Raw genomic sequence first — 17,090 nt, forward strand, 5'->3', positions numbered from 1 at the left:
CGGCGAACCTGGCCAGTTCGGGCGCGAAGCCCGCTGAGCCTCTCGCTTCCTCGCGCTGGAGCCCCTGCGGTTACGGAAGCGGGGAGAGCGGCGGATCGGTGCGGACAGCGAGTCCTGCGACGAGGGCCGCCGCCGCGAGGTCGTCCTCGTCCCGTCGTTCGTCCCTCAGGAGCCGTGATCCGCAACCCATATGAGGTTTGGCCCAGGGGATTTGGGCGGGAGGCCGCCTGCGCCGCAGACTTCCCCTCGTGACAGCACCTTCCCGCGACCGAGGCCTCGGCCGAGGCGTTGCCCAGCTCATTCCGCAGTCCCCGGCCGCGCCCGCCGAACAGGCGGCGGCAGCCCTCGCGGCGCTCTCGACCGTGCCCGTGCAGGTCGGCGTGCTCCAGGCGGCCGTCGTCCTCCTCGACGCCACCGCCTGCCAGTCCGAAGACGACCAGCTGCGCGCCGCGGCCGAGGCCACCGTCGCCCACCTCCGCAAAGCCATGGCGCCCTCGCCCTCGCCCGTCCCCGGTTCCGCCCCTGCCCCTGCCCCCGCCCCCGGTCCCGGTGCGGGCGGCGCGGGCCCTTCCCCGGACGACAGCGACTGGCTCTCCGTGCTGACACCGAGAACGCCCACGTAGGACGTCCCGGCCCCGGCCCCGGTCGTGCCGTGCCGGCCATGCCACCCCACCCCGGCACCCGGCGCGCGCGGCGGAGTTGACCCGGGTCGGGTCGGGCCGGGCCGGGCCGGCCGCCGGCCTCGACCAGTTGCCGACGGCTTCGCCGCCGCCGCAGAGGGTCTGGGTCGGAGCCGTGATACGTCGGCCAACAACCGTCGACGGGTTCGACAACGGCACCCACCAGGTCACTTTGACGTACAGTCACATCGCGTAGGGTCGGCTGCTGTGACCAACGGCAACGACGACATACCGACCCCGCTCGGCCCTCTCGACCCGCGCGAGACGGCCGGATACCGGCTGCTGGCTCGCCTCGGTGAGGGCGGCATGGGCACCGTGTACCTCTCGCACACGCGAGGCGGGCAGCCCGTGGCGTTCAAGATGATCCGCCGCGAGTACGGCCAGGACCCCGAGTTCCGGCGCCGTTTCGAGCAGGAGGTGCGGGCCGCCCGCCGGGTGCAGGGCTACCACCTGGTACCGGTCGTCGACCACGACACCACCGGGACCCTTCCGTGGATCGCCTCGGCCTTCGTCCCCGGCGTCTCCCTCGCCGACGTACTCACCTCGTACGGTCCCCTCCCCCTGCCCGCGGTCTTCCAGCTGGTCGGCTGCACCGCGCGGGCGCTGGGTTCGATTCACGCCGCCGAGGTCGTCCACCGTGACCTGAAGCCCGCCAACATCCTGCTCGGCTCGGCCGGCCCGTACGTCATCGACTTCGGCATCGCGCGCGCGGCCGACACCACCCAGCTGACCCGCAGCGGCGGAGTCATCGGCACCCCCCAGTACATGTCGCCCGAACAGACGCTGGGCGAGCCCGTCACCGCCGCCGCCGACGTGTTCTCACTCGGCCTGATCGCCGCGGTCACGGCGACCGGACACCATCCGTACGGGGAGGGCGGCGCGACCGCCCTCGCCGTACGGATCGCCAACACCGAACGCACGCCCCCGGACCTGACCGGCTACCCGGCACCGCTGCGGACCCTGCTGGAACGCTGCCTCCTCGCCCATCCGTCCGAGCGCATCACGACGGACGAACTCGCCCTGCTCTGCGAGGAGGCGGCGGGACGACCGCTGCGCGCGTTCGAGAGCTGGCTGCCCGCACCGGTCATGGACCGCATCAAGCGCAGGGAGGAAGCCGTCCGGCACCCTCCGCAGCCCGCGCCCGACCCGGCCCCGACGGCCACCCCCACCCGACCGGGCGCCGGAGGTCACACGTCCGAACAGCCCACCGTCTCGGCCCCGCCGCCACCCAGCACCCCGCCCCCCGGCCCCGGCCCGGCCCCCACGTCGTGGCCGACGGCCCCGGCTCCCCGGCCCGCCCCGGGCGGCCGCCCGGCGATGCTCGCCGGCGTCGGTGCGGTCGCCGTGACCTTCGCCATCGCCGCGATCGTCGCGACATGGGTGCTCACGCGCCCGGAGGGCGGCGCGGGCGGCGCGGGCAGTGCTGACAGCTCAGGGCCGGATCACAAGGGCACCAGCACCTCCGCACCCGCCGTCTCGCCGTCTCCCGTGCCGCCGAAGACCGCGTACACGCCCCTCTTCGCGGACAGGCCCTTCACCCTGCGCGCACCGGCCTCCGGCTCCGGCACGCACGTCGACCTGGACGCACCCAAGCTCTTCCCCGACGGCAAGATCGGCCAGGACGACGGCATGGAGATGACCTACCAGGACTGGGGTGACGCGGACCTGCGCTTCCTCACCCCCATGGGGACGGGCAGCGCCGACACAGCGGCGGCCTGCAAGACCGCAGTGGACACCGACACACTGCCGTCCTCCATCCCGGAGAAGGAACTGAACCTGGGCAAAACACTGGCCAAGGGCACCGTGCTGTGCACCGTCACCAGCGAGAACAACCTGGCGATGCTGCGCATCACCGACGTCCTTCCCCCCACCAAGGGAGCACCGTCCTCGGACATGCCCGGCTACGTCACCACACTGTCCCTCTGGAAGATCGCCAAATAGATCCGGCGGACGGGGGCCGGAGCCCAGCAGCGCCGGCACCGGCCACCGTAGCGAAAACGGGCTGCCTTCCGCTACGCGTCCCCTGGTATGAGTGGGTGATGAACGCTCACACTCTCGACCCGATGGAACACCTGCTCGCAGAGCGGTCCTGCGAGCGGCTGATCATTGAGTTCGTCCACCGGCTCGACCTCGGGGACCCGAGCTCGGTGGCAGACCTGTTCACGCGGGACGGGATCTGGGAATGGCCCGCCGGGGATCGCCGCATCGCAGGCCACGAGGCCCTGCGCGGCTACTTCGGGAGCCGGCCCGCGGACCGGCTGTCACGCCGTGTCTGCACCAACGTTCTGGTGACCGTCACCTCCGCGGACACGGCCGCCGCCACCACCTACTTCACCACGTACCGCGTCGACGGCTACACGGAAGGCCTCGTGCCACCCCGGCCCCCGGTCCAGGTGGGGCACTACGAAGACACGTTCCGCAAGGTGGACGGCACCTGGCTGCTCACCACACGGACCCTGTTCCTCTCCTTCGCCGGCCCCACGGAACGCCTCGACGGGCCTGGCCAGTGATGATCCCGAGGTGATCGGCTCCGATTCCCCGGTACCCGGCACCCGGTGCATCGCGGGTCGCACGGGAGGTCACCGCTCAGATCTCCAAGAGGCTTCCTCTTGTGGCGGATCGGAGGGGCGAGGACATCGCGGAGGCGGGTGATGTCCTGGCGCCACTTCGACCAGTCCGCGGCTTCGGCCCACAGCTCGGCGAGTTCAGACCGGTCGGAGACCACTCGGTCCGCCGCCGACACCACCGACCGTCCCCGGTACGTGGCTTACCATCGCCGTTCCGAGCCACTGAGAGGGGAGCCGGAAGATGATGGGCGCCAAGCAGGTCAAGGTGGGGTTACGGGTACGGGATCTCAAAGCCTCTGGTGATCTCTACCTGCGGCTGGGATTCCGGGAGATCCCCAATGACGAGCAGCCGAACCTGCGCTACCTGACCTTCGGTCACACCTGGCTGATCCTGTCGGACATGTACGCCCACGAGTACAACGGACCGGAGGAGGAACGAGCGGTCAAGGCCGGCCCGCTCGGGCTCGGTTTCGCGCTGGCCCTCCCGACTCCGGATCTGGACGCCGCGTACGACCTGTGGCGACGCGAGGGGCTTCCCGTGCTGAGTGAACCAGAGGACACGGCTTGGGCCCGGATCTTCGTGGGCCGGGACTTGGACGGCTACGAGGTGGTGCTCGAACAGTTCCACGACGAGTACCGGCCGTCGTAGCCGACAGGACGCGGGTGCCGGGCCCTCGCGAGGCGGGTGGTCAGGCCGCCGGCCCGCTGATGGGAGGGCAGGCAGCCGGCGACGGCCCGGACGACGAAGTCGCTCATTCCCGGGGTGCGCGGGATGCGAAGCGCTCCTGGGCCGCCAGGACGGCTTCGGTGTAGCGTCCCGCCCACGCGCCCATCGCACGGATCGGGCCCAGCAGCGCGAGGCCCGCCTCGGTCAGTGCGTAGTCGACGCGAGGCGGGGCCTCGGCGTATGCCTTGCGTGCGACCAGGCCGTTGTACTCGAGGCGGCGCAGGGCTTCGTTGAGGACCTTGGGGCTGATCCCGCCGATGCGGGTGATCAGCGCGCGCGGCCTCATGGGACCGCCCTCGCCGAGGATGTACACGATCACGCTGTCCCAGCGGTTCGACAGGACTTCGAAGGCCACCCTCGCCTGGCAGTCCGCGGCGTACTCGCCGCCGCCCAGGTCCCCGCCCAGGCCCTGTCCGTCCGCCTCCGCCCCCGTTGCACTCATGCGCCCATCCTGCCCGGCCCGATGCACACCATGTGGTGCGCATCGGGGCACCTAGCGTCCTTTCCGTGACACCTCGCAAGACTCACGGTACGGACGACAGGAGCAAGCACATGCGTATCGGCATTCTCGGTACAGGGGCGATGGCCACGGCCCTCGGCGCGGCCTGGGTACGCGCCGGCCATGACGTCCGGGTGGGCGGTCGGGACACCGAAGCGGCCTCCCGTACCGCCCTGCTCACCGGGGCCTCCGAGCACGGCGGCCTCGCCGAGGCCGCGGCCCACGGGGACGTGGTGCTCATCGCCGTGCCGGCTGCCGCCGCGCCGCGGTTGGCCGAGGAACTGGCCCCGCTGCTCGCCGGGCGGACGGTGATCGACTGCACCGTTCCCATGGCGCCCGGCGAGGACGGCCCGGCCCTGACCACGGGCGGCGCCACCTCCGTCGCCCGGCTCATCGCGGACGCCGCCCCCGGCGCCCATGTGGTGAAGGCGTTCGGGGTGTGCCACGAGAGCATCTGGACGCTGGACCGCCCGGCTTTCGAAGGGGCTCCTCTGGCGGTCCCGTTCTGTACCGACCAGCCGGGCGCCGCCACGCGGGTGGCGGAGATCATCACCTCCATGCACTGCACGCCTCTGCCCTGCGGCGGGCTCGACCGTGCTGCCCTGCTGGAGGCCACTGCCGTTTTCGCCGTCGGCGTCTGGTGGTCGGGCGCCGAGGCCCGCTTCGCGTTCCCGGCCCCAGCCCTGGCCCCGGGGGCCGTTGACGATTAGCCAGGCCCTGTCCGGCCGCGGGTGCGACGGTTGCCCGCGCCCGTCGCGGTGCAGGCCGGCGGCGCTGTAGATGACTGCCGCCCCGGTCAGCGGCCAGGATGGCCGGTGGCCGGTGGCCGGTGGCCGGTGGCCGGTGGTAGCCGGGGGAGCCAGGGGCATCCGGGGAAACCGGGAGACCCGCGGGCCGGTCCGGCCCGATCCGAAAGACACGGCCCATGGCCGCGGCCCCCGGGACCTCCGGACCGGCACCCCGCCGGTCACTCGGTGTGCAGGGCGGCCGCGATCGTCGTCCGGGCGGCCGCACGGGCCGGCAGCAGCGCACCCAGCACGGCGATCGCCACGCCCGCCAGCAGCAGCCCGGCCAGCTGCGGCGCGTGCCACACGTCCTTCATCCGCTCCGTGAAGGCGACCACCCCGACGTGGTCCACGACCAGCCGGTGCGCCGCCATCCCGAGCGGGATGCCGAGCAGCCCGCCCGCCGCGCCCAGGCCCGCCACCGACGTCACCGTCATCACCACCACCTGCCGCGGGGTCATGCCGATCGACTTCATCGTCCCGAGGTCCCGGCGCCGCTCCCGCGTGTTCAGCAGCACGGTGTTGAACACCCCCAGCGAGGCCACGGCCGTCAGCAGCACCGTGAACACCGTGGAGAAGGCGACGACCGTGGTGGTTCCGGCGTTCGCGGAATCCAGGACCCGGGCGCCGAGTCCCGGTTCCAGGGCCTCGACCGCCGCGGCGTAGGCGCGCGGGTCGGCGCCCTCGGCGACCCGGACGGTGAACTCGCCGGCGCGCAGGTCCGGGGCGAGCCGTTCGAGGGTCTGCCAGCCGGCCTCCAGGGCACGGGCGTTCCCCTCGACGACCACCCCGACGACGGTCGCGGAGAGCCGCCGGCCGTTCAGCTCCAGCGTGACCCGGGAGCCGAGCCGCAGCCCGCGCTGCTGCAGGAACGCGGGTCCGGCGACGATCTCCCCCGCCGCACGGGGAGCGTGCCCCCGGGCGATCCTGTCCTCGTACGCGGAGTCGTCGCCCCGGTAGAAGTCGGCGAACACGGGCTGGCTCTGGCCGACCAGGCTCGCCTGGGTGAAGGCCCGGGCCCGCACCGCGACGGCACCGGGCAGCGAGCGCAGCCGCTGCTCCAGCTGCCCGTCGCCGAGCGTGGACGGACCCGCGCGGTCGGCCGTCACCTGAACGGTGGCGCCCGCGGCCGGCCGGCCGGCGCTGCCGAGGGCCAGCATGGTGCTGGTCAGCCCGGTGGCGAGGGTCACGGTGGTGACGCCCAGCACGATGGACGCCAGGGTCAGCAGGGAGCGGCCGGGCCGGGCGAAGGGCTGGCCCAGGCCCATGCTGACCGGGCGCGGCAGCCGGGAGCCGGCCAGCAGCCGCTGTACCCGTCGGCCGTGCCCGGTGCGGGGCGCTCCGGTGGCGCTGATCGCCCGGGCGGCGGGCAGCCGGTGCGCCCGCAGCGCGGGGACCAGGGCGGCCAGCAGGACGAGGGCGGGCACGCCCAGCAGGCACACCACGGACACCCACGCGTCGATCTCGCCCGTCATGGCCCGGCCGGTCTCGATCCCGGTGAAGGCCACCCTCAGCACGGGCCGCGACAGCAGGTTGCCCGCCACGGTGCCCAGTACGGAGCCCGCCACGGCCGGGACGGAGAGCATCGTCAGGTACACGGCGACGACCTGGTTCGGGGTGAAGCCCAGGGCCTTGAGGACCCCGATGTGGCGGATGCCGGACACCACCGCCCCGCTGACCACGTTGCCGACGATCAGCGAGGACACGAGCAGGCCGAGGACGCCGAAGAGGGTCATGAAGGGCAGGTAGGAGTCGGCCAGCGCCGAGAACGCCTGCTTCAGGGCGAAGTACGTCTGTACTCCGGTCACGGCGTCCTGCGGCAGCTCCGCCGTGGCCGCCGCGAGCCGCTCGCCGAGCCGTTCCTCGGTGGAGACGTCCGTGAACCGGTACAGCATCTGGGCGGCGGACGGGTGCAGCGCCGCCACCTGCCCGGGCGTCACCCAGGCGCTCGCCGACCGGCTGACGCCGTTGGCGAAGCCGACGACCGTCAGACTGCCCGCCCCCGTGACGTCGAGCCGGCTGCCCAGGAGCTCCGGTGCGGGGCTGCCCCGGCCGGGCCAGTTGACGACGATCTCGCCGGGCGCGGTGGCCCAGCGGCCCTCCAGCAGCTCGATGCGGTCCACCGGCCCGCCGGGATCGGCGCGGCCCACCACGGTGAGGGTGCCGCCGGACATCCAGAGCCAGTCCTTCGGGACGGGGACCACGGCCAGGCCGAAGGGGCCGGCGGCGGCCGCCACCCCCGGCCGCCCGGCGGTGCGCGCGAGCTGCGCGTCCGCGACCCCGGCGCGGTCGAAGGAGGCCACGGCGTGGGCGCCGCGCTGGTGCTCGAAGGCCTTCTCGAAGGGGCCGGAGGCGACGGAGAGCAGGGCCAGGGCGAGGAGGACGGTGGTGGTGGAGCACAGGACGACCAGGCCGATCACGAAGGTCTGCACCCGGCGGCGCTTGACGGCGGCGCGCGAGGCCCGCCACACGGCCGTCACGCGGAACGCTCCGGGTCTCCGCCGGTCTCGCGGCCGTGGTGGGCCCGGAGGGCCTCGTGGCCCGCCTCGTCGAGGGCGCGCTCGCGGGCGACGCGGCCGTCGGCGACCTCGACGAGGCGGCCCGCGCAGCGGGCCGCCAGCCGGGGGTCGTGGGTGACGATCAGCAGGGTCTGGCCGATCTGGTTCAGGTCGATCAGCAGGTCCATCACCTGTTCCCCGGCGCGGCTGTCGAGCGCGCCGGTCGGCTCGTCGGCCAGCAGCAGCGCCGGCCGGTTCATCAGGGCCCGCGCCACGGCGACCCGCTGGCGCTCTCCGCCGCTGAGGGTGGCCGGGTAGTGGTCGCGGCGGTCGGCGATGCCGAGTTCGTCGAGGAGTTCCAGCGCCCGGCGGCGGGCCTGCCGGGCGGAGGCACCGGTCAGCTGGGCGGCCAGGGCCACGTTGTCCAGGGCGGGGAGGTCGTCGATGAGGTTGAAGAACTGGAAGACCATGCCGACACTGCGGCGGCGGAACAGCGCGAGCCCGGTCTCCGAGAGGCCGCCGAGGTCCGTGCCGTGCACCTCGACGCGGCCGGCGGTGGGCCGGTCCAGGCCGGCCACCAGGTTCAGGAGCGTGGACTTGCCGCATCCCGAGGGGCCCATCACGGCGACCGCCTCCCCCTTGCGGACCTCCAGGGACAGGCCGTCGAGGGCCTTGGTGTCGCCGTACTCCTTGTGCACGCCGTCCAGCCGGACGACGACCGGCCGGTCCGCGTCGTGATTGATTGTCATGTCACGAACGTAGAAGGTGCCTTGGGGCAGGACGTCACCCCCCGGATGGAGACTCCGGCCCCGGTCATCCCGGGGATGTACGTGTGAAGGGAGCTCCGGGGGGTGATGCGGAGCACGGGCGGGGCCTGCGAAGCTTGCGTGGATGGATCTTGCCGAGCCGGGGGTGGGTGGCGGGGATGGGATGGCTGACGGGCGGTGCCGTGGGCGCCGCGTGCGCGGCGGCCGTGGCCGCGCTCTGGCTGGGGGCCGCGCTGGCGCGTGAGCGGCGGGCCCACCGGGCTGCCCTGGGGGAGCGCCGCTGGCTGCTGGAGCGGGAGCGGGAGAGCGCGGCCCGGGCCGCGGTCGACGCCGAACGGGCCAGGATCGCGGCGGAGCTGCACGACATCGTCAGCCACAACGTGAGCCTGATGATCGTCCAGGCCGGGGCGGCCCGCGAGGTGATGGCGACGATGCCGCAGGAGGCCGCCGCCGCGATGAGCGCCGTGGAGAGCGCGGGACGGACCACGATGACCGAGCTGCGCCATCTGCTCGGCCTGCTCGCACCGGCTCAGGACGGCACGGACGAGCCGTACGCCGGCGCCGCCGAACTGACACCGCAGCCCAGCCTCAGCGGGCTGAGCCGCCTGATCGACAAGATAGCCTTCGCCGGACTGCCGGTGGACGTACGGATATCCGGGGAACCGCGCCCGCTGCCGGCGGGGATCGACGTGACGGCGTACCGGATCATCCAGGAAGCGCTGACGAACGCGCTCAAGCACGGGGACGGGGTGGGCGCCGAGGTGACGGTGCGGTACGCGGACAACGCCTTGCGGGTGGAGGTGCTCAACGGCGGCTCCAGCGTGCTGACGGGAGGCCGTCCCCCGGCCCCGCGCGGCTCCGGCGAGGGCACGGGCCGGGGGCTGATCGGCCTGCGGGAACGCGTCGCGGTCTACGGCGGCGACCTCGACGCCCGCCGCCGGCTGGGCGGCGGATACCGGGTCCGCGCCCGCCTCCCCCTGGACCGGCCGTGACGGCGCCCCAGCCCGGACCCCGGGTGCTGATCGCCGACGACCAGGAACTGGTCCGCACCGGCTTCCGGCTGATCCTCACGGCCCGGGGGATCGAGGTCGCCGGTGTCGCCGCCGACGGGGTCGAGGCGGTGTCGATGGCGCGCTCCCTGCGGCCCGACGTCGTACTCCTCGACATACGCATGCCCCGCATGGACGGCCTGGAGGCCGCCCGGCGGATCCTCGCCGAGCTGCCGGACTGCCGGGTGATCATGCTGACCACCTTCGACCTCGACCAGTACGTCTACGCCGCCCTCGCCGCCGGAGCCAGCGGCTTCCTGCTCAAAGATGTGACGCCCGGACATCTGGCGGCCGCCGTACGGCTGGTGGACACCGGCGACGCCCTCCTCGCCCCGTCCATCACCCGCCGCCTGGTGGAACGCTGCGCCCCGCCCCCCGCCGCCTCCCCGGCACCGGCACCGCACCGCGACCTCGCCGCGCTGACCCCGCGCGAGCGCGAGGTCCTGACCCTGATGGGCCAGGGCCTGTCCAATGCCGAACTGGCGCGGGAGCTGACGCTCAGCGAAGCCACGGTCAAGACGCACGTGGCCCGCATCTTCGCCAAACTCTCCCTCCGCGACCGAGCCCAGGCGGTGGTCCTCGCCTACGAGACGGGCCTGGTCACCCCCGGGAGCTAGGCCGTGCGCGGCAGGACGCCGGCGAGCCAGTGGCGCCTGCCGGTCGAAGACGCCGCCCCGGGCCGCGGCCGGGGGCGGGGCAGGCGGTGCCGGGCGGAGAAGCGGCGCGCGAGAACGTGGTGCCCAGCTGCGGGAGCGGACAGGTGTTCCTTGACCTGAAGCGTGCTCGAGGTTCTAGCGTGTCGCTTACTCGATCATCTGACGACGGGAAGGCACGCCCATGATCCTCGTGACCGGAGCCACCGGAAACATAGGCAGCGCCCTGCTGAAGGAGCTGCACGCGCGCGGTGCTGGGCCGCTGAGGGGGCTCACCCGTGACGCCGCACGGGCCGTCTTCCCCGCCGGCGTCGAAGCGGTGGAGGGCGACTGCGCCGAGCCGGCGTCGTTGAGGCCCGCGCTCGAAGGGGTGCGCTCGCTGTTCCTCGTTCCGCGTCTGGGCTCGGACGCCGACATCCTCGAAGCCGCCCGGCAGGCGGGGGTGGAGCACGTGGTGCTGGTGTCGTCCATCACCGTCGAGACCCACCCGCACCTCGGCCCCGCCGCCGAGAACCTGGCGGTGGAGCAGCTGCTCAAGGCGAGCGGCATGGCCTGGACGATCCTGCGGCCGACGCAGTTCGCCTCGAACGCCCTGATGTGGGCGGCGTCCATCCGCGGCCACGAGACCGTCCGGGCGCCGTACGCCGAGACCGCGCTGCCGACCATCCACCCCGCGGACATCGCGGCGGTGGCGCGGGTGGCACTGACCGAGCCCGGCCACCACGGGCGCACGTACGCCCTGACCGGTCCGGAGCCGGTGACCGCCCGACAGCAGGCCGAGGCCATCGCGGCAGCCCTGGGGCGGCGGGTTCCCTTCGCCGAGATCAGCCGCCGGCAGGCCCACGCACAGATGGCCGCGGTCTTCGGGGCCGACGCCGCGGATGCGGTCCTCGACGTCACGGGCGGAGACGTGAACGACGGGCTGCTGATGGTGCGCGACACGGTCGCGCGGATCACCGGAACCCCTGCCCGCCCCTTCCGCCAGTGGGCTTCGGAGAACGCCGACGCCTTCCGCTGAACCGCGAAGGCACGAGCACGTCCATCCAGGGGAACCGGTGGGGCGCGGCTGTAGGCCTCAGCCGCGCCGGGAGCGCAGCACCCGGAACGCCGCGTAGAGGGCGGCGGCGGCCAGGACGAGCACGATGGCGGTCTCGATCAGCTGCGTCGGCCAGTAGTGCGAGACCGGGTGGAAGTCCGCGTACCGGCGGGTGACGTTCAGGTCGGAGGGGCAGACGCCCGTGTTCTGGGTCTGCCTGAAACAGGCGTTCCAGGGCAGGCGCTTGCCCGAGGCGGTGAGCAGCCCCAGGTCCGTCGCGAAGGAGTGGGGCGGCATCAGCCCGCTCAGGTCTCCGTGGAAGGGGATGGTGCCGGTCTCCGTGGGCAGGAACGACCAGCGCACGGAGCCGAGGCCCAGCAGCACCAGGCCGGTCAGGAGACCGGTGACGGCCATGGCCGCGAGGGTGCGCCGGACGAGCTGTCCGACGAGGACGCCGAGGGCCACCCCGAGCAGGCAGTAGGCGGCCAGCACCGGGCCGGTGGCCTCGTACGTGCCCCGGTCGAACCAGGTGAGCTGATAGGTGTTGGTCACCCGGGACCAGCCGAGGCGGTAGACCAGCACCAGCGTGCCCGCCCCGATGGCCGACACCAGCGCGGCGACGAGGACCTTGGCGCCGAGCCAGGCCCTGGGCGTGGTCGACTGGGTGAGGGCGAGCCGCCAGGTCCCGCTCTCCAGTTCGCGCGCGGTCATGGGGCCGGCCACGAAGGCTCCGACCAGCAACGGCAGCAGGAGCAGGCCCGCGCCGGCGTACTCCATGCAGAGCCGCAGCAGGTTGTAGGCCCGGGTCGGGCTCTCAAGCAGCCCGTCGGAGCCAGGGTCGCCGACGACCTGGACGCGCAGCGCGATCACCGCGAGGAGGCCGCCCGCCGCGACGGCGGGCAGCGCCCAGGTCGCGCGCCGGTGCTGCCGGACCGTGGCCCAGTACGGGCCCTTCAGCGTCGGCGTGCTCATGCCCGCACCCCCGCGGCGGTGAACGGCGGGGCGTCGGGAGAACGCAGGTGGGCGAGCAAGAGCTCCTCCAGGGAGGGGGTGGCCGTCTGCCAGGTCCGGCTGTCGACGGGGCCGCCCGGCCGCACGAGGGCGGTGAGGGTGCGGCCCGTCGTACGGCTTTCGACGACGGTGTGGCAGGAGAGTTCGGCGGAGGCGGCGGCCGGGCCGGTGAGCAGCCGGTGGGCGGCGCTGACCTCGTCGATGGGGCCGGAGAGGCGGATCCGGCCGCCGCCGGCGAGGAGGAGGTGGTCGCAGGCGCCCTCCAGCTCGGCCAGGATGTGCGAGGACATCACCACGGAGGTGCCGTTCTCGGCGGCGTCGGCCATCAGGGTGCCCATCAGCTGGTGCCGGGCGAGCGGGTCGAGGTCGGCCATCGGCTCGTCCAGCAGGAGCAGGCCGGGGCGCTTGCCGAGGGCGAGGGCCAGGGCGACGCGGGTGCGCTGGCCGCCGGAGAGCGTACGGATCCGGGCCTGCGGCGACAGTCCGCCGGCCTCCACGATCCGCGCGGCCGTCGCGGCGTCCCAGCGGCCGGGGTTGAGTTCACGGCCGAGGCGCAGGGTGTCCTCGACGGTGAGCTGCGGGTAGAGGGGCTTGTCCTGGCCGACGTAGGCCAGTTCCCCGCGCGGCGCCGTGCGCAGGGTGCCCTCGGTGGGGAGCAGCAGCCCGGCGGCGAGGGCCAGCAGGCTGGACTTTCCGGCCCCGTTGGGTCCCACGAGCGCGCATATCCGGCCTTCGGGCAGCCGGAAGGTGCAGTCGCGCAGCGCCCAGTCCCCCTTTCGCCCGTAGCGCAGTCCGAGGCCGTCCGCCTCGATCACGGTGTCCGTCATGCGTCGCTGTTCCCCTTGAAGTGTGTGTCGAGTACGGATGCGAAGAGCGCGGCCACGTCGTCCCGCTCCATCCCGGCGGCCAGTGCCCGCCGCGCCCAGTCGTCGAGCTCGTTGTGGAGCGGGGAGTCGGCAGGGGCTCCGCCGAGGGACTTCCGGATGAAGGTGCCCATCCCCCGCTTCGCCTCGACGAGCCCTTCGCGTTCCAGTTCGCGGTAGGCCTTGAGGACGGTGTTGGGGTTGATGGCGGTGGCCTCGACGACCTCGCGCGCGGCCGGCAGCTTGTCGCCGGGCTGCAACAGGCCCAGACGCAGGGCCTGTTTGGTCTGCTGGACGATCTGCAGGTACGTGGCGATGCCGCTGCGCCGGTCGATGCGGTACTCCAGCACGTCAGCATCACCCTTTCACTAGTTGACTAGTGAAAGGGTGATGTAAGAGTACGGCGCTGTCAACCTCGGCCGATGGCACGAAAGGGACCACTCCGACACCCACCGGGGTGCGCGGGGCCGGGAGCGGCTGGAGGCTGACGGCGCGCTGGACCACTGGCTGCGGCTGGCCCTGGACGCGACGGCCGAGCTGCCGCCCAAGTGACCGCACGGTCAGCGCGGGTGGCCCCTCAGGAGCGTCGTCGTGGAGGGTCCGTCCGGCTGACCGGTGGTGAGCATCACCTACGACACCGTCAGCACGCCGCCGACGCCGGGCCGGCCCGGCGCCCCCTCGACGTCGCCGGCCCGGCCCGGACCCATCCCGAAGACAGGATCAGGACGACGTCTCGATGGTCTGCAATTCCTTGCACGGTGATCCGTGCACATGGGCCCGTCCTGGGCGGGGGAAAGGGGCAGGTGTGCATTTGAGCCACACTCGACCACCCGTCACGGAATGAGGTGTTCTGCGGCTACCGTTCAAGTCGGCTCGGGGGAGGGGCTCGTACCACGTCTCCTCCCTCCGGCGTGCCCTCATGCAGGGTCAACGAGAACGGGGAGAGGAAGGGCTGCCAGTCGGATGACTTCAGGGACTACGACTACGCGTCCCTCCACCGTGAAGGTCGGCTCGTAGTGCCGTCGCTGAACAGGTAGCACGAGAGTCCCGGCGGGTTCGGCACAGGGACCCTCTGGTGCCGGCCATCCCATGCCCATGACCAAGGCCATCCCGCCGGCAGCGGGATGGCGGATTGCGCGTTCCCTCATGCCTCTGGTTTTTGATCATGTTTCATTCCGGTACGGGCGGAACACGCCTGTGTTCAATGAGTTCAGCCTCCGGATCGATGCACGGGCAACGGTCCTCCTTGGCCCGAACGGAGCCGGCAAGTCCACGTTGATGGCCATCGCCGCATCCCACCTGTCGCCCTCGTCCGGGTCGGTCACCTTCGAAGGAAGCGCCGCGAAAGGCCGCCACCTGGCCGCCTACCGTGAGCGCGTGGCGTGGATCCCCCAGCAGATCACCCCCATGCCCGGGCTGACCGTACGCGAACAGGTCGCCTATGCGGGATGGCTCAAGGGCATGCCGAAGGACCTGGCGTGGAAGGCGTCCGAGGACGCCCTGCGCCGCGTCGACCTCACCCGCCTTGCGGGGCGCAAGAGCCACCAGGTGTCCGGCGGTCAGCTCCGCCGTATGGGAATCGCCGGGGCGCTGACTCACCGCAGCAAGCTGATCCTGATGGACGAGCCGACCGCCGGCCTCGACCCCACGCAGCGCCTCGTGTTCCGTGAGCTCGTCGACGACCTCGCCGGCAGCGTGCAGGTGATCGTCTCCACGCACCAGACCGAAGACCTCGCCGACCTGTATACACACGTGGCAGTCCTCGCCCACGGAAAGATCCGCTTCCAGGGCGGCCCCGCCGACTTCCACGCCCTGGCACCGACCGCCACAAGCGGCCGCGACCAGGCCGAAGCCGCCTACATGATGCTCGTCGGACGGGAGATCTGACCGATGCGCATCACCACCCTCCTGCGGTCCTCCTCCGCCGGACTGATGCTCGTCCTCCTCGCCGGCTACGTCCTGCTGCTCCTGTCGGAGCCGATCACCACGGGCACCGTTCCCGGGTACGGGCCGTCGGTGCTCGGCAACGCCTCGTACACGATCCCGTTCGCCACAGCCGCGTGCGCGGCGAGCGGAGCGTGGGAAGGCGCACGCCTACGGCGGGGCAATGTCTTCGGGCAAGCTCCTTCCCGCGGCCGGCTCGCCGTCGTGCTGCCGCTGCTGGTTCCCGTCTGGTTGATGGGTGTCGCCGGGATGCTCATCGCGGTCGGTGTCGCGAGCTCGGCCGCGGCAGCACTTCCGTCTCTCTCCCACCTGGGCATGTTCGCGGTGTACGCGCTGCTGATGGCCGCCGCCACACTGGCCGGACATCTCTTGGGCGGCCGCCTTCCGCACCTTGCGGCCGCACCGTTGGCCATGGTGATCGGGTTCTGCCTGACCGCGTTCCCCGGATCCTGGGACACCCCGTGGCCCCGCCACCTGGTCGCGGGCGCCTACGACAGCTGCTGCTCGGTCGGATCGGTGATCGACCCCGTGGCCGTGTGGGCGCCGCTCCTGTTCAGCGGCGGGATCATCACCGCATGCCTCCTCACGATCGCCCAGGCCGACCGATGGAAGCCCCTGGCCGCCCTTGGCGCCGCGTCCGCGGCCTCGGTGTTCCTGGTCGTGGACATGGGCTACAACCCGGTCGCCGACCGGAACCCCGGTGCTCTGGCCTGCGACACCGCCGGCGTGCCGGAAGTGTGCCTGTGGCCCGAGACCCCGGGACGAACCCGGATAGCGGCGACCACTCGCGCCTACAGCAGCCGCCTGAAAGACGCCGGTCTTCCCGCGGTCTCCTCCCTCACCCAGAGCCGTGACCTCAAGCCCGGACAGGCCGGTTTCGGAGGAAAAGGCCAGGTCCGCGAGCAGGTCATCACCGCCAACCTCACCGACACCCTCCTGCCCCCCATCCCCGAACGCGCCCGAACCAGCCACACATACCCCGCGTTCCCCGCCCGGGGACCGCTCACCGCACGGCTGACGGCCATCGCCACCCACGCACCCCCGGCGCCGGCCCAGGGCCGTGTCTCCCCCGACGACGCGAAACTCGCCCAGCGGATCCTCAGGCTGCCCTCCGCCCGTCAGCACGCCTGGTACGAAGCGAACCGGGCCGCGCTCACCGGATGCGACAAGAAACCGCCCCTGAACCCTGAAGGAGCGGACCGGTGAACTGGTGGGCCGCATCCCGCAACGCTCCTGCCCTCGCCGCCGTCACCGCTGTGACGGCCGGCGCCGGTCTGGCGTTCGGACAGAGCCGCATCCCCGTTCCCGTGATGGTCGGCGGGGCCGGGCATTTCCTTCTCGCCGCGCTGATCACCGTTGTCCCCGCCGTCAGTTGGCTCACCTTCACCGGCCGCGCCCGGGACGCCACGGAAAGCGTCGCCGTGCGGGCCGTCCACCGCTGCGATGCCGCCCTCGCCGGTGCGTGCGCAACCCTCGCCCTGGCGATGGCCGTCCTCGGACACTTCGCGGGAGCCGATCCCGTGGCCCTGGCCATCGGCCGCAATACCGCCTTCTACCTCGGCCTTGCGCTCATCCTCGCCCCCCTTGCCGGTGCCCGGATCGCAGCCCCGGTCCTCACCGCCGTACCCCTGATCCTTGCGGTCGGGGGATGGAAGAGCGGCGGTCGCGGAGCGCAGCCGTGGGCCATCGTCCTGCACCCCGCAGCCGGCATGCCCGCCCTCCTGGCGGGCGTGGCGGTGCTGATCGCCGGGGTGACGTTCAGCAGCATCAAGCCGCCGCGCGTCGCCCTGTAAGGAGAGGTGGAGTCCCGTCTTCCTCGGCTCGTGATCGCTCGACCGCGGTACTGATCGCTGCCTGAGCCAATGGGCGGGCATGCCCATGCGAGAGGAGCCCAGCTTCCCGGTGCGAGGCTCGCCGGGCCCCGAGGGCCGCCTCACCGATGCGCCCCGGGAGTGTGCCTGCTCGGCCAGACCGTTCTGGTTCGTACGCTGGGGACAGACATCCTGAGGGG

The 17,090-nt window shown here is 72.7% G+C and carries 18 protein-coding genes; 11 read left to right on the top strand and 7 right to left on the bottom strand.

Translation table 11 applies throughout. The features are described 5' to 3' along the window. The first annotated feature begins 248 nt into the window (after nt 1-248). The 3 genes from AC069X_RS25855 to AC069X_RS25865 all read left to right on the top strand — a co-directional run bounded on the left by AC069X_RS25855 (nt 249) and on the right by AC069X_RS25865 (nt 3,190). Nucleotides 249-623 (top strand): hypothetical protein, encoded by a 375-nt coding sequence (locus AC069X_RS25855; protein WP_478731890.1) that lies wholly within the window; start codon nt 249-251, stop codon nt 621-623. A gap of 264 nt (nt 624-887) precedes the next feature. After that, nucleotides 888-2,621, top strand: coding sequence for a serine/threonine-protein kinase (locus AC069X_RS25860; protein ID WP_478731892.1), 1,734 nt, complete (start codon nt 888-890; stop codon nt 2,619-2,621). A 98-nt stretch (nt 2,622-2,719) separates the two neighbouring features. Next, nucleotides 2,720-3,190, top strand: a complete 471-nt coding sequence (locus AC069X_RS25865) for a nuclear transport factor 2 family protein (protein ID WP_478731894.1) — start codon at nt 2,720-2,722, stop codon at nt 3,188-3,190. On the opposite strand, the gene AC069X_RS25870 is transcribed toward AC069X_RS25865, so the two are convergent. Continuing rightward, nucleotides 3,082-3,426 (bottom strand): hypothetical protein, encoded by a 345-nt coding sequence (locus AC069X_RS25870; RefSeq protein WP_478731896.1) that lies wholly within the window; start codon nt 3,424-3,426, stop codon nt 3,082-3,084. The genes AC069X_RS25865 and AC069X_RS25870 overlap by 109 nt on opposite strands. Nucleotides 3,427-3,488: 62 nt before the next feature. On the opposite strand from AC069X_RS25870, the gene AC069X_RS25875 reads away from it, so the two are divergent. Then, nucleotides 3,489-3,896 (top strand): VOC family protein, encoded by a 408-nt coding sequence (locus tag AC069X_RS25875; RefSeq protein WP_478731898.1) that lies wholly within the window; start codon nt 3,489-3,491, stop codon nt 3,894-3,896. Between the two features lie 103 nt (nt 3,897-3,999). Here AC069X_RS25875 and AC069X_RS25880 read toward each other — a convergent pair whose 3' ends face one another. Next, nucleotides 4,000-4,416, bottom strand: a complete 417-nt coding sequence (locus AC069X_RS25880) for a winged helix-turn-helix transcriptional regulator (RefSeq protein ID WP_478731899.1) — start codon at nt 4,414-4,416, stop codon at nt 4,000-4,002. Between the two features lie 65 nt (nt 4,417-4,481). Here AC069X_RS25880 and AC069X_RS25885 point away from each other — a divergent pair, with 65 nt between their 5' ends. After that, nucleotides 4,482-5,183 carry an NADPH-dependent F420 reductase gene (locus tag AC069X_RS25885; RefSeq protein WP_478731901.1) on the top strand — a complete coding sequence of 234 codons (702 nt, stop codon included), beginning with the start codon at nt 4,482-4,484 and terminating at the stop codon, nt 5,181-5,183. Nucleotides 5,184-5,440: 257 nt separating this feature from the next. Here the strand turns inward: AC069X_RS25885 and AC069X_RS25890 are convergent, their stop codons facing one another. Beyond that, complete coding sequence (locus AC069X_RS25890; RefSeq protein ID WP_478731903.1) at nt 5,441-7,738, bottom strand: ABC transporter permease; 2,298 nt, start codon at nt 7,736-7,738, stop codon at nt 5,441-5,443. Beyond that, nucleotides 7,735-8,505, bottom strand: coding sequence for an ABC transporter ATP-binding protein (locus AC069X_RS25895; RefSeq protein ID WP_478731905.1), 771 nt, complete (start codon nt 8,503-8,505; stop codon nt 7,735-7,737). Before AC069X_RS25895 ends, AC069X_RS25890 begins: the two co-directional genes overlap by 4 nt. 176 nt (nt 8,506-8,681) lie before the next feature. On the opposite strand from AC069X_RS25895, the gene AC069X_RS25900 reads away from it, so the two are divergent. The 3 genes from AC069X_RS25900 (at nt 8,682) to AC069X_RS25910 (ending at nt 11,243) form a co-directional block, all read left to right on the top strand. Then, nucleotides 8,682-9,515, top strand: coding sequence for a sensor histidine kinase (locus tag AC069X_RS25900; RefSeq protein ID WP_478731907.1), 834 nt, complete (start codon nt 8,682-8,684; stop codon nt 9,513-9,515). Further along, the gene (locus AC069X_RS25905) at nt 9,512-10,189 is read left to right on the top strand and encodes a response regulator (RefSeq protein WP_478731909.1); all 678 of its coding nucleotides are present in this window, start codon (nt 9,512-9,514) and stop codon (nt 10,187-10,189) included. Before AC069X_RS25900 ends, AC069X_RS25905 begins: the two co-directional genes overlap by 4 nt. A gap of 220 nt (nt 10,190-10,409) precedes the next feature. After that, nucleotides 10,410-11,243, top strand: coding sequence for an NAD(P)H-binding protein (locus AC069X_RS25910; protein WP_478731911.1), 834 nt, complete (start codon nt 10,410-10,412; stop codon nt 11,241-11,243). Between the two features lie 57 nt (nt 11,244-11,300). Here the strand turns inward: AC069X_RS25910 and AC069X_RS25915 are convergent, their stop codons facing one another. Genes AC069X_RS25915 through AC069X_RS25925 form a run of 3 tightly spaced genes read right to left on the bottom strand, consistent with a single transcriptional unit; the run spans nt 11,301 to nt 13,485 of the window. Continuing rightward, nucleotides 11,301-12,233 (bottom strand): ABC transporter permease, encoded by a 933-nt coding sequence (locus AC069X_RS25915; RefSeq protein ID WP_478731913.1) that lies wholly within the window; start codon nt 12,231-12,233, stop codon nt 11,301-11,303. After that, on the bottom strand, nt 12,230-13,099 hold the full coding sequence (locus tag AC069X_RS25920; RefSeq protein ID WP_478731915.1) for an ATP-binding cassette domain-containing protein: 870 nt from the start codon (nt 13,097-13,099) through the stop codon (nt 12,230-12,232). Before AC069X_RS25920 ends, AC069X_RS25915 begins: the two co-directional genes overlap by 4 nt. Further along, a complete protein-coding gene (locus AC069X_RS25925; protein WP_478731917.1) occupies nt 13,096-13,485 on the bottom strand; it encodes a GntR family transcriptional regulator in 390 nt (129 codons plus the stop codon). The genes AC069X_RS25920 and AC069X_RS25925 overlap by 4 nt, the downstream gene beginning before the upstream one ends. A 796-nt stretch (nt 13,486-14,281) precedes the next feature. On the opposite strand from AC069X_RS25925, the gene AC069X_RS25930 reads away from it, so the two are divergent. The 3 genes from AC069X_RS25930 to AC069X_RS25940 are packed head-to-tail and all read left to right on the top strand — an operon-like array spanning nt 14,282 to nt 16,872. Then, nucleotides 14,282-15,022, top strand: coding sequence for an ATP-binding cassette domain-containing protein (locus tag AC069X_RS25930; RefSeq protein WP_478732003.1), 741 nt, complete (start codon nt 14,282-14,284; stop codon nt 15,020-15,022). Between the two features lie 3 nt (nt 15,023-15,025). Beyond that, nucleotides 15,026-16,285, top strand: a complete 1,260-nt coding sequence (locus AC069X_RS25935; protein WP_478731919.1) for a DUF7224 domain-containing protein — start codon at nt 15,026-15,028, stop codon at nt 16,283-16,285. Further along, nucleotides 16,282-16,872 carry a hypothetical protein gene (locus AC069X_RS25940; RefSeq protein ID WP_478731921.1) on the top strand — a complete coding sequence of 197 codons (591 nt, stop codon included), beginning with the start codon at nt 16,282-16,284 and terminating at the stop codon, nt 16,870-16,872. The genes AC069X_RS25935 and AC069X_RS25940 overlap by 4 nt, the downstream gene beginning before the upstream one ends. Nucleotides 16,873-17,090 lie beyond the last annotated feature (218 nt).

Source organism: Streptomyces sp. NPDC043896 (genome assembly GCF_056435605.1).